14 protein-coding genes are annotated in these 12,791 nt (G+C 31.1%); 1 reads left to right on the top strand and 13 read right to left on the bottom strand.

Annotation, left to right across the window (positions count from 1 at the left end; translation table 11 throughout):
• Window positions 1–484: 484 nt before the first annotated feature.
• Complete coding sequence (locus tag EP747_RS23610; protein ID WP_129692425.1) at window positions 485–1,609, bottom strand: IS110 family transposase; 1,125 nt, start codon at window positions 1,607–1,609, stop codon at window positions 485–487.
• 222 nt (window positions 1,610–1,831) lie between these two features.
• Complete coding sequence (locus EP747_RS23605) at window positions 1,832–2,179, bottom strand: DUF2538 family protein (RefSeq protein WP_129692424.1); 348 nt, start codon at window positions 2,177–2,179, stop codon at window positions 1,832–1,834.
• A 196-nt stretch (window positions 2,180–2,375) separates the two neighbouring features.
• Between EP747_RS23605 and EP747_RS23600 the strand changes: the two genes are divergently transcribed.
• Entirely contained in the window at window positions 2,376–2,702 is a 327-nt protein-coding gene (locus EP747_RS23600; RefSeq protein ID WP_129692423.1) for a helix-turn-helix domain-containing protein, read from the top strand.
• 38 nt (window positions 2,703–2,740) lie between these two features.
• Here EP747_RS23600 and EP747_RS23595 read toward each other — a convergent pair whose 3' ends face one another.
• From EP747_RS23595 to EP747_RS23550, 11 genes are all read right to left on the bottom strand, one after another.
• Window positions 2,741–3,976: a hypothetical protein gene (locus EP747_RS23595; RefSeq protein ID WP_129692422.1), complete on the bottom strand. Its 1,236-nt coding sequence runs from the start codon at window positions 3,974–3,976 to the stop codon at window positions 2,741–2,743.
• Between the two features lie 689 nt (window positions 3,977–4,665).
• The gene (locus tag EP747_RS23590) at window positions 4,666–6,279 is read right to left on the bottom strand and encodes a recombinase family protein (protein ID WP_165347273.1); all 1,614 of its coding nucleotides are present in this window, start codon (window positions 6,277–6,279) and stop codon (window positions 4,666–4,668) included.
• An 11-nt stretch (window positions 6,280–6,290) separates the two neighbouring features.
• Complete coding sequence (locus EP747_RS23585) at window positions 6,291–7,790, bottom strand: recombinase family protein (protein WP_129692420.1); 1,500 nt, start codon at window positions 7,788–7,790, stop codon at window positions 6,291–6,293.
• A complete protein-coding gene (locus EP747_RS24475) occupies window positions 7,762–7,935 on the bottom strand; it encodes a hypothetical protein (protein ID WP_165347271.1) in 174 nt (57 codons plus the stop codon). Before EP747_RS24475 ends, EP747_RS23585 begins: the two co-directional genes overlap by 29 nt.
• A gap of 264 nt (window positions 7,936–8,199) precedes the next feature.
• Window positions 8,200–8,496, bottom strand: a complete 297-nt coding sequence (locus EP747_RS23580) for a hypothetical protein (RefSeq protein WP_129692419.1) — start codon at window positions 8,494–8,496, stop codon at window positions 8,200–8,202.
• A 379-nt stretch (window positions 8,497–8,875) separates the two neighbouring features.
• A complete protein-coding gene (locus EP747_RS23575) occupies window positions 8,876–9,658 on the bottom strand; it encodes a hypothetical protein (RefSeq protein WP_129692418.1) in 783 nt (260 codons plus the stop codon).
• Between the two features lie 162 nt (window positions 9,659–9,820).
• A complete protein-coding gene (locus EP747_RS23570) occupies window positions 9,821–10,048 on the bottom strand; it encodes a hypothetical protein (RefSeq protein WP_129692417.1) in 228 nt (75 codons plus the stop codon).
• Window positions 10,049–10,296: 248 nt separating this feature from the next.
• Entirely contained in the window at window positions 10,297–10,944 is a 648-nt protein-coding gene (locus EP747_RS23565) for a hypothetical protein (RefSeq protein WP_129692416.1), read from the bottom strand.
• A 183-nt stretch (window positions 10,945–11,127) separates the two neighbouring features.
• Window positions 11,128–11,379: a cold-shock protein gene (locus EP747_RS23560; protein ID WP_129692415.1), complete on the bottom strand. Its 252-nt coding sequence runs from the start codon at window positions 11,377–11,379 to the stop codon at window positions 11,128–11,130.
• A 73-nt stretch (window positions 11,380–11,452) separates the two neighbouring features.
• Window positions 11,453–12,151, bottom strand: a complete 699-nt coding sequence (locus EP747_RS23555) for a hypothetical protein (RefSeq protein WP_129692414.1) — start codon at window positions 12,149–12,151, stop codon at window positions 11,453–11,455.
• 156 nt (window positions 12,152–12,307) lie between these two features.
• Window positions 12,308–12,571 (bottom strand): hypothetical protein, encoded by a 264-nt coding sequence (locus tag EP747_RS23550; protein ID WP_129692413.1) that lies wholly within the window; start codon window positions 12,569–12,571, stop codon window positions 12,308–12,310.
• Window positions 12,572–12,791: the final 220 nt, after the last annotated feature.

Here is a 12,791-nt window from a genome sequence, read left to right as displayed (position 1 = left end):
TTCTCTTCTATAACTAAAATCCCTTTATTTCCTAATTCCTTATTCAACTGATATGAACGAAACTGTCAACTCACCATACCCAAATGGTTTTGATTTTATGTTTTTAGGCAGACTTATTCTAAGACTACCAACTTAGTTTTTAATTTTTACTAAGTCTGTGAATTACCATTCTTTTAAGAAAGAATAGAAGTTTTTATTTTCAAACCTAAAGAATAACCTCTTTAAAACCTTGGCACGAAGGCAAAAATTATCAACAGTGATTTACAATCTGATATGCGTGGGTTGGTTACCACATTTCATTCTATCCGTTACGGAGCTGCCTCGATCTAAACGCGCACGTTCAGTATTTTACCTAGTGCATAGTTGAACTAGAGGGTTCTCCTTACCGTGTTTGCCTCCGAGCCAAAATTTCAATTTTAGTTAGTCTTTAGATTTCATTTATAATTAGATTTTTATATTCCTGTTTTGAGTAGAAGATTACCTATTAAGCAACAGATTGGATTAATTTTTGATCCTCAATACTACATCCAATTGCCCAAATAAAACCAAGTAACTCACGAGCGACGGCTACAACTGCAAACTTTCCTGCCTTACCTCTAGCTGTAATTCGATTATATTTTAAATTGAGACGATGTTGGGCTTTCCACGCAATTCTTTGTGCTTCAATTGGTTGTCCAGCCTGTCTTTTCAATAATTCACCTTTAAGAGAAGGTCGATGGCGGTATGCCCAGGAACATTCTACTAAAGCTCGGCGAATGTGTGAGTTTCCTATTTTAGTAATTGGACCCTGCCATCGGCTTGAGCCACTCGAGTATTCCTTCGGAACAAGTCCAGCGTAGGACATTAATTGCCTTGGATTCGAAAAACGTGAAAATTGACCAATTTCTGCGACTAGTGTGACAGCTGTAACCTCGGCTATTCCTCTTAAAGTCTGAAGGGCTTGTATGACAGGTGCATGTTCGCTTTTGATTGCTTCCTCATGAACCTCTGCTTCAATACGCTTCATTCTTTCTTCAACCTCATAAATTGAATGTAAATATTCTTGAAAGACGATACGTAATGATGATTTTTCAAAAGTGAGCGTATTTAACCAGGTACGATGTTTGATTGTCCAGTTCCTAACACCTTGAGGTGGACGTATTTCATGACGAAGCAAGAAATGAACTAATCTTTGACGTGCTTTTTGTAAATCTTCGCGAGTGTCAGAACGAGCATGAATTAAATCTCTCAATGCCTCATGGATTTCGTCAGGTACCCAAACAGCCGTTAGTTCGCCAGCTCGAAGAAGCTGAGCTAACCGTAATGAATCGCGACGATCCGTTTTTACTCGATCACCAGTACGTTTAGGAATTAGTGTTGGAGCAACTACAATACATTCAATTTCCATTGATAAAAGTTGACGGTAAATACTATATCCACATGAACCAGCTTCATAACAAACTAGTAAATTCTCTGGATCACCTAACTTCTTAAAAAGTTTTCGAATAGCTTCTGGGGTATTTGCGATATTCCCATGAAATCTTGGTGCAGCTCTTCCTTCATCAGCAATTCCAACAGCAATAATATCCTTTGAAACGTCTAAACCAATAAATTTTTGACCATCCTTCATAATACACGGCTCCTTTTGTTTGTAGCTCTACATTTGGTTTGGGTAGGCTTTTTGATTACTACCATTTTTGCCAAGTGCAACCTACGATAAGCAAAATGGAGCCGTTTCGTTCATTATGACTAAACTGCCATTATGTTGAATAAGAATCTTGTTGGCATTAAATATATGTACAATTTCTAAATAAAATAAATAATGACCCTTATAAAAAAGGGTCATTTCAATCTAAATAACACAAATTTGTTGCAGTACTTTAAAGTAATCACAATTATTTCTCCATGCATACGAGGCATTATTTAAGTTAAAAGGATTGTCTCCTGACCAAAAGTGGAGTCCTAAATCAACTAAATTATTTGTCCCCTCTCCATCATATAAGGAATAGACTAAGTTGGAATTTTCTTTTTTAAAATACCAATCAAATGGTCCATTTAAAGGCTCAGTGAAATCGATATGATTAAAAATTTTAGGTATAGCAGCTACATAGCAAGCCCTTATATAGTCTTTATGTTCATTCTTAAAATATTTCAATAAAATATCATAATTTTTCTCATGTTCATGGCTAATAAAATACATTTATCCCCCTCCATTTTCAAAGTTAGCTAGATTTAGTTAATTAAAAATTTATGTGGACATCAACTCTTTCATGATTTATGTCTTATTTATTCTTTTAAGTTAGATCAATTTAATTCTATTAATCCACAAATCTTTGAAGGGAAATATAAGTTTTTATCGAACTTATGTTTAACAAAGCTTGATTCGGAGGGAAATTATGTTACTCGACCTGGGTGAAAAAATGCGAGAATTACGGCTTCAAAAAGGGTATGGTTTAAATGAATTTGCTAAAATACTAAATATTTCACCAAGTTACTTAAGTCAATTAGAAACTGGAAAAACTGAGAATATCTCCTTCTCCCTACTTCAAAGACTGCAAGAAGAGCTTGCATTATTGCCTTTAAATTTAGATGAAAACTCTAGAATGAGACGTTTATTTCAGCAAATGGACTTACTAAAAGAAGTGGATGATGAATCATATGAGTTTGTTCTTTTTAGTCTAGAAGCGAATATAAAATGGTTTATTGAAAAAAAAGTTAGGTAACATGGTATATCGGCGAAGAAAAATAGCATGATTAAAGGCTATTTTTCTTTAATTTCATCGAAGTTAAATAGATCCACATGCTCTCTATCGCCTTCATTATCTTCTTTAGTGGGTTGTTGGGGTGACTCAGTATTTTTCACTTCATTAATCAATAATTTCAAATCTGGACAAAACACTTTGTTGAAATAACTCATCATTAATTCCCCTCTTGTTTTACCCTTTAAAGTTTCAGTCTTGCCTTCATTTTTCATTGCATAAATATTTTGATGATCATCATAATATTTTTTTTCTAAGAAATATTTTTGGTCATCATAAAAAAGTTTATAACGTTCTTCTACTAAACTTACAAATGTTGTTTTTTTCTCTTCTGTATCTAGTACTATATCATTTTTAGCTAAGTGTCTTTCAAAGAACTTTTTAAAATCATATTTTGATAATTTTTTTTGATGACCTTCTTTACTTTTTGGCAACTCTTGATCATTTTTATTCCTATTATTATTAACTTCTTTCCTTTCTTCTTTTAACTTTTCAATTTCACTTATTAAATCATTAAATTGTTTTTCACTTTTACTATCAAGGGTTTCAAATTTTTTTATTAATACGGTTCGATCCTCTTCATACTGATCTAGTTTTTCAAATTTATTATTAACATGTTGTTTTAATTCTTCCATACTCCTGAGTAAAACTCCCATATTAACTTCTTCTCTTTGTGAATTAGACTGTATTTCATTTTTCACAATTACTTCAGAAACGCTTTGATGACTATTAGTATTGATTTCCATTTCTTCATTGTTTTCCATCTTCATCGGCTTATGCAAATATTCATCTTTGAAAACATGTTGTTTTAAATCTTCTACAGTCTTAAATAATACTGCCAAACTTACCTCTTCCGTTTGTAAACTAGACTGCATTTCATTTTTCGTAGCTATTTCAGACGAGCTTTGTGGTGTATTGTTTTTGATTTCTAAATCTACATTAAGTTCTTCTTTCGTTTCTTCCTTCAAATATTCAGTTTTTTTCACATGATCTTTGAATAATGTCATTGCACTTAATGGAAGCTCTTCAACCGTTTTTTTGTATACCCTAACCAAATCTAATAAACCTGGTCTTTCTTCATCAATAAACGATATTAAGTCTGTTTCCATAATTTTATATCCACCTTGACGATAGCTTGTTACAGTTGCGTTTATTTTTCCTTCACGGATCCATTTGCGAAGAGTTTGTATTGAATCAGTTAGGTAACAATCCATGAGGATTTTCAATGCTTCTTCCAAATTGTATTCTCTCTCCATTTGCCACCTCCTAAGGAAGCCCGTTCATATCAAGATACGATGATTTTATTTATTTATGAACTATTTAAAAAATTTTTTGATACGAATAAGCTCCCCATAGAAAAAAAGTATGAAAAACATAAAAAAATAGAAAATTCCCCTGATAATGTTGTTTATGTAATGTTATTTGATCAATATACCTTAAGTAATATTGCATCGTTAATATTCTAATACAAATATTGGACCATCACAAAAAACCGCTTTTTCATAAAGGGTTTTACGAAAAACCGCCGTATGATGAAAAAACAAAATAACTGAATATACAGAATTCTAATCGAATTGTCGAATCACGCGCAGCGCTAAGGTTCAGCCATACCAAGGCGGTTATTCATAACAATGGCTATAGCTATTGTTATGAATAACCGCTTCGGTATATAAGCTTGTACAAATAACCGCCATTAAGCCATTTCGAATTTCATGGTTTCGCTTTTTTGCATAGAAAAATAATCTGATTATTTTCTATTTGTCGAAATGAAATTTTTTCATTTTTATAGAATTACAGCTTATCCAAAAACTAGGACAATTGTTTTTGAATTGATAATGAAAAAATAGCCTACTTTCTTCATTATAAAATAGAAAATAAATGAAACGGAAAAAAAGCAGTATAGAGTAATCACTCCATACTGCTTTTTTTATAAGCTGAAATATTGTTTAAACGGAGAATTCAGAACGAAACTGAATTGACCATCTGCATCCTCATTTGGTGTTAAATAACATTCTTTTACAGTGAGTAAGACCAATGATCTCTTTTGTGCGTCGGATAATTTATCTATGTTATTAAAAGGAAGAATTTTCATCAATTTATCATATTCGAACGAGGATTTTCCTGCTATGTTTTCTACAATTAATTTTTCATTAGATAGTTTCTTACGATTTTGCTCTAAAACTTCAATTTTTTTCCTAACCGCATCTTCAGTAATCATTAGACCAATTGTAATAGGATCGTATGAGCCAATAAATTCATCATTAGGAAGCTGCTCGTTCACTACTATTTCATCAAGTAGCTTCATTAATTCCTTTAATAAATTTTGTTGTTCAGTCCACATATTAGAGTTATTCGATAACTCACTATTTATTTTTTTTAATTCCAGTTGTATTATCTTTTTTACATCTTCTTCGAAAAACTTTAAACTCTTTTTGCACAAATCTTCCCAGTATTGATAAAAAAATTCATTAATCGTCTCATCTATCACTTTCAATTGACATTGACTAATATACAAACGTTTTCCTTTTTTGTTTTTCCTACGATCTTTTGTTAGAAAGTCGGCTCCATTACAAATTTCACATTTACACTTTAATATCCCCCTAAAATAAAATGGTGTATTTGAATACTTTGGGGAGTTTTGACTTAGCTTTTCATATTTTCGCCAGCATATTTCCCAAACTTCAGTAGATATCGGTGGGTCATTCACTAAAATTGAATCATTTGTTTCGGCTTCGCCCCATTCTTCTCGTTCCTTTAATGCATATCCACATTCATTTCGAAATCGATGATATGCATACTTCCCCATATAAATCGGATTTGTAATAATGTATTTTATCTTATTAGGCGTCCATTTTAGTTGTTTTTTTAAACTTCTCTTTTCTTTTGAAATAAAACCTTTGTTTTCTTTGTTTAATTTACGTGCAATACTGTTAAAGTTTTCACTGGTTTGGTACAATGAAAAAATTTCTTTAACAATTTCGATTTCATCGGGATCTTCAATAAATTTCTTTTGCTCGATATCAAATCGAAATCCATATGGAACTTTTCCTCCTCGATAGCTTCCCTTACTCATTTTTTCTTTCAATGAGGCTTTAATTCTAGTTGAAAGATTATCTACTTCAAGTTTGCTTAAACCATCTTCGAGTGCATTTCGAACAATATCATCACTTGTATAAAGCTGATTTCTTGAGGCAAGGATTACTGGTACATTATACGTCTTAAAAATTCTTCGAAGTTCAGCATGTTCTTTTGGGTCTCGAGCCAATCGGTCTACATCTGATACAACCAGGGTATCTATTTCTCCTTCTCTGATGGCAAGGATTAATTCATTCAACTTTTCACGCTTTGAAAATGATTTCTTTGTCGCTGATTCTTTTTCATCAAAAAGAATACGTTCATCCATTGTTCGATGATCCATTAAATTTGTAATGATTTCGATTTGACGTTCAAATTTTTGATCATTTGATGAAACGCGTGTATAAGTAGCAATATTTTTTGCCGCTTTTAGAATTTCTGAGACACTCTTATCATTTTTTTTCACCATCAATCCTCCTATTTCATATTTTTCTTATAAAAAATTTCAGCTTGTAACTTTTCATTAACCACTATTTTTGAAATAAAAAATTCGAGTAATCTTTTTTGTTGAAAATCATTTAACGCGTTGATTTTTGGTAGGGGTAAGTTATCGATTAGAGAAATCTTTATATTATCAAAAGCTTTCACATATTTTTCTTTCTCACTCTTTAGTTGATGGTATATAGACTTATATTCATTAACTAAGTTCTCAAGCCCAGTCGTTTTTTCAACTCTTGACCTAGTTGGCTCTTGAAGTAATTGAACCGTTTTCTTTTCAATTTTTTCCTTTACTTCTTTGAGATTTCTCTCTAATTGTTCAATACTAACAGCACTTGGTTTTAGTAATGTGTTTACAGCATATTGAATAATTTTTTCTTGATTTTTTGCAATATGATTGTAGAACCGATCTGTTAACTTCTCTAAAGTTATTTGATCTGTATGTTTAATCTGTACCTTCACGTAGCCCTTGTCAGTATTGCAAACATAATAAGAGTCTTTAACAATTAATTTCTTTCCACATTTTGAACAAATAAGAAGATTGGTTAATTTCGGATGAATGACTTCTGTTACGCTTTTAAGTGCTGTTCCTTTTAACTTCTTTAATTTTTCATTTGCATCTTTCCAAAGTTCATCAGTAACTGCTCTTAAACGGAGATTTACCTTTTCAGCTCGAATTACTTCCCCATCATAAGTCCCCGAAACTATTCCTTTATGTAACTCTCTCGCTATAAATTTTGAAAAATCCGATCCTATTATTTTGTTATATTTCTTAAAATACTTATTTGCTTCTGACATACTTTTAAATTCCTCATTTAAAAATTCCTCATAAATCAATTTAATCTTTTCTTTATCAGCTTGTGAAATCATGATGACTTTTTTCTCTTTACAATCTTCTTTTGCTGATTGTTTTTGATTAGTGCTTGAATCAGCTGTTTCCGATTCTTTTTTTTTCACGTCTATACTTGACTCTAGTCCCATGAAATATGGTTTTGGCGGTTTCCCTCCTCCCCATCCACCTGCTCGAATCTTTGCAATTCGTGAGACAATTAACCGCTGAATAATGTTATTACCTTCGTATTCAGAAATCGCTCCAAGTAATAACTCAATAAACTCACCAACAATTCCTTCAAACATTTGCGGTTCATTATCTCCAGCAAAAAACATTTTTACTTTGTGTTGACGAAGGATTTCTACAAATTCGATATACTGTTCTGTTCTTCGTGAAATTCGATCACGCTTAAAAACAATTACTCGCTCAATGATGCCACTTTTAATTTCAGTTATTAATTGGTAAAGCATTTTCCGCTCTTCTATTTCAGTACTTCTAGCAGACTTTGTCTGTTCATTGAATACTTGATGGACAATCCAGCCTTGATTACGAGCGTAATCTAAACAGGCTTTAATCTGATAATCTATTGAACTTTTTTGCTTATCTTCATTCAATGACCTACGTACATAAATCACTGTCTTCTTCATGCTGTGCTTGCTCCCCCGTCAACAAATGATTTAGTTCGTTCTTTACTAAACTTAAATAATAGGACTTCCACTCTTTTTCAAAAACTGAATCATAAACGTATTGAACTGTTTCAATTTGTAGTTCATTCAAAATCTTTCCTTTCAATCCAATCACCCTTTCTACTAATACAGATAGTTTGACCAGACGAAAGTATTTTATTCTCAATTAAAAATATATTATATTTATATAAAAACAAAATGAGCAATTGTAACTTGTTCATTATATGAAAAAATCTAAGCAGGACAACACTCTAAAAATAAAACAGAACTTGAAATGGATTAAGAGATTAATAAAAAAACATTGCTCAACGGCAATGCTTCAAACTTTTGTATCATAGGGTCTTATGGGAAATTTGAATAATGAACACTTTTAAAGCGAAATATCTTTATATTCTTTGAAGACTTCTAATTCGTGAGATAAAGTTTCTTTCATTTTTTTTACACATTTTTCACTACATAAAGCAAATATACCATCGGTCCCACTTAACTTGGCTTCAGAATCTTTCCCTGTTACAATCATTGGAACACTTGTATTTCGTGTTCGCAGACCAATTTGAATTATTTTCCCTTCACTTGCGGTATATTCTTCGTCTACAAATTTAACACTTACCGCAAATACTGGTTTGTCATCTCTAATTTTTTTCATACACCAGGAACATCTGAGCATTTAGTCACCTTCTCTACCTGTAATTATTCTATTAAACCAATAATATTGGTTTAAACTCCAAATTTCTGTCCAACTTATTACCTTTGGCAGTAAGGACTTTGTTTTGTTTAGCAAACTCATCCAATGTTACCTAGCCTTCTATGAAGTTCGTGTTACTTAGGTCGGAAGTTTGCCGCCGACTTCCTTCAGATGCCGCGTCGCCACGGACAACCTTGTCTTAAGCTAATCACTACTACTGCCTTCGTGATTCGGGAATTGCACCCTATATATTATACACATGTTGGGCGCACTAAAAAAATCGACTATTCAGCCGATCAGTTTCTTCAACCAATGCATGAGATAGTTGAACAACAATTATTTTATCAAATTAAAAAACTAATTAAATTTCTAATTGAATCGTTGTTATTTTTTTCTCCCTATTTACCCATAAATACATATTCTTACATTTGTGAGCAAAGTATCTAATCGCAACGGAATCTTTTAAAGATTCATCTAAAACCAGACTTACCCATGAAAATGATAATAAGTGTTTATCTTTTGTTGTTCTAATTAGATATTCGAATACCCTATCAAAATCTTGATTTTCGTATTTTTCTAATTTCTCTGGAATTACCTTGTAACCTAAAGATGGACTCCATTCAGTTTCAATATCACTAACTTTACCATAAAGATCGCTAATAATAGGATTTATCTCTTGCTTATGAATTTCATTTAAAGACGCCTTTTTGGGATTTGATAATCTTACTTCAGTAGGTAAATCATTTTCATAAACAACTCTACTATTATTAAAATGTAAAATAACTTCTGAAATCAGCCTGTTATCCAACTTTTTATTAACAAAAACGGAAATTTCACCGTTTTCAAATTGATTACCTAACATTAAATAAAATTCTGTTATTAATGAAAAGTGAGGCTCATGGTTTTTACTTGATATAAATTCTCTAATTCTAAAATCCATGCTGACCTCATCATAATCTCCGACTACTTCAAGATTTTCATTAAGTTCTAGCCATTCCATATTTTCGAAACTTAAATTTTCTAAGTTAACTATATATTCTGGTTCAATCGTTATCGTAGCATATGAAGTCCATCCTACATTTTTAGGCGTTAATCCAAACAATCTAAATAACTTTTCCTTGTAATAATCATTAAGTTTACCCATCTATACCTCCAAAACTTATTCATTTCAATATTCAAGATACCCCTAGTATTCCCCTTCTAATTCAATTAAACTTCCTATATAAGAAACAGAGGATGATCGATTAATGATCATCCTCTGTTGTTGTTAAACTAAAGCATTAGTTAGTTCAATAAGAAATTATATTTATTGACCAGAATCGTCTGGTTTACTAAACACAATTATTAAAAAGCTAAAAGCTAGTAAGATAAGAGGAATTCCTTGAATAGTCATAAACATTGAGTTAAACTCTGCTTTTCCATTACTTGGGTCATCAGTCATAAACGTACCCATAAGGAAAGCAAAGGGTAGGACAGCAGCATTAAGCATTAAGCTAAAATAAAAAAACTTTTTTTTATTTATTTTATATTTCATTTATACATTTACCTTTCGAATTAATTGTTTAATTAAACATTATCAGAAACTAACACTGTTTTTCCTAAGTAATTAATCCCAATTATTTAAAAATCACTTATTGAACTACTCTGCCAGTTTGTTCATTAAAAAGACGAGCCACTTTTGCGACTCGTGATCTTCAACTATCGCATGCGTTAGTTACATAAGTATTTTATTAATTAAAAACTAATTTTTTACAAATTCAACTAAGTCATACCTTTAGTAAACTATGATGAAATAAATCCAACCTGCATTGGAATATACTCTCCTGTTGTTGCGTTAAAAGGTACAACCTTCATTTTTTTAATATTTTTTTCCCAACCATATATTACGATTCCAACAATATTGCTAGTGGAATCTTTAAATCTTGTTATTTCAAAGTTGTAGCCTTTCGCCCACTTATTACCTGGATAAAGTTCAGTTAATGTTGTAGCTATTAATAATAATTGAGGAGAATCGAATATAATATCGGACAGTTCTATAAAATCTTGTTTTGTTCTTATAAGACCGTTTCTAGTTATATCATGTAGTAGTTGAATTTTTCCATTAGAGACTAGAACAATTATTTGTTTATTAGTATCTGGTACTCCGAAATTTATGATCCAATATCTCCGTTTTCCGTCTAATCCCCTGATATCCTTGTCTCCGTCAACACTATTACAATGCAATAGCATTGCTTCTTTATTCCAACGTTTTGCAGCACGATATGTCAATTCAATCGTCTCTTTTAAAGATAATTCTATGGTTTTGGAAGAAACTGCAATATTATAATTCAGTATATCAACTGTGCTTTTAGCCGTTACTTGTTTATTTGAACTTTGATAACAAATTGTGAAAACAACTAAAATCGAACAAACTTTAAATATGAATTTCAATGATATAGCCTCCAAATTTATTTAATAAGTAGTTTTACCATTTGTATTGCATTTAGCAAAAGAAATTCTTTATTAACTCTCGTTCAACTATACTGATATATTGTGAAAAAGAGGGTGATCAATGAATGATCACCCTCTTTTTACTGTTCAGCTAAAGCATGCGTTAGTTAGATAAGAAGCACTTTAATCATTAACAATTACCACATTTTTTGCAACCAATGTTTGGTCAGTTGAACCTGGTGTTTCAATTAAATCAAAGAACACCTTTTGCCCTTGTTTTAGAAATCGATATCCATTTGGGAATCTAATAAGGTCAGGTACTATTGAACTAAAATGAACAAAGACATGGCTTTCATCTTTTCCATCAAGCATTATTCGACCATATCCTTTTTCTTCTTTAAACCATTTCACTATACCTTCTCGTTTTAAGGACATATTCACACCACCCATGTGAGCATACTTTCTTAAAACTTATGCAACTATTGCATGCGTTAGTTATATATAATTTTTAATTAGTTGGTCCATAAAAAGGATTTTTATCGTTTGAATAGTATGGAATAAACTCAATTGTTTTTGCTTGGTACATTTTATCACGATATTCATAAACAATAATAATATCTCCAGCAAACATCGCTGGTGTTATTTGTCCACTAACTCTGACCATAAGTTGCTTCTTAATTACCTCATAATCAATAATACTCCCAAAAGCAACATCCTCAAATAAATGTGTAGGTTCTATTGATTTAGTATCAACAATAGATACTTTATCACCTATAATTACTTCGGCTTTTTCTGTCGATAATTTTGTTTTTACGTTTTTATATATAATTGCTAATGGATTATCAACCAGTTCGTCAACCAAACCATTAGTATAACGGTAAACATAAACCTCTTCATCTAATACGCCTGTTCCAGTGCCTTTCGTTAATGTGATAATTAACTCCTTTTTTTTATCTTTATTAATATCTTCATAAAAAATTTTGGGTGCATACGTAGGATTGGTTACATTCATCCAGAACGGTCTAAAATAAGTTTCGCCTTTATAATCTATTTTAAAATTCTTATACATGTCTCCAATTTTCTCAGCATACAAAGTTATATTTTCCTTGGCTGACTTTGAAACCATCACATGTTTTTCATTGGCGGCTTCTATATTTTTGGGTATCAATAATATAATAATTAAAACTAAAATCATGTATTTTTTCATAATAACACCTCATTTTATTGTTCCAAATGAAGTAGTTCTTATTAAACTAAACTGCCATTTTGTTGAATAAAAAAATCGACTAAAAAGCCGATCTTTTTGTTCAAACTATTGCATGCGTTAGTTTGATAAGGTTTTTTAATATACAAGTAACATATACTAATTTTCATACTTATTATTATTATTTTTCCAAGTTATATTTCCAAACATTACCCCCATTAAACTCCAACTTATTAAGTACATTAAATATAATTTTAAAATCTCCTCTAAAGAATATGTTACTTTATTATGTCCAAACACTGTCAACGTTGGAAATAGTAATGAGATAGCCATATAAATAAGTAAAAAGTTTAATAAATACCTTTTTTTACCTTTGGATTTTATTCTGTTCCATCTTTCTTTTTGTTTATCTATTTTACTCACTAGTAGCCCCCATTTTTTTATATTTACTAATAATTATACCTTGACAATTGTTCTTTGTAATTTGGGGGAATTCCGTTTTTTTACATAGAATTTCAGATAATCCTTATACAACTAAACTGCCATTAGTTTCACAAAAAAAAATCGACTATATAGCCGATCATGTTGTTCAACTAAAGCATACGTTAGTTCAATAAGAAACCTTATTTTTTCTACTGATTAA

Source organism: Gottfriedia acidiceleris (assembly GCF_004138285.1).
GTDB classification, from domain to species: Bacteria; Bacillota; Bacilli; order Bacillales; family Bacillaceae_G; genus Gottfriedia; species Gottfriedia acidiceleris_A.
Note: the sequence above shows the minus strand (reverse complement) of the source record. Positions and strands in the feature narration are given on the sequence as shown.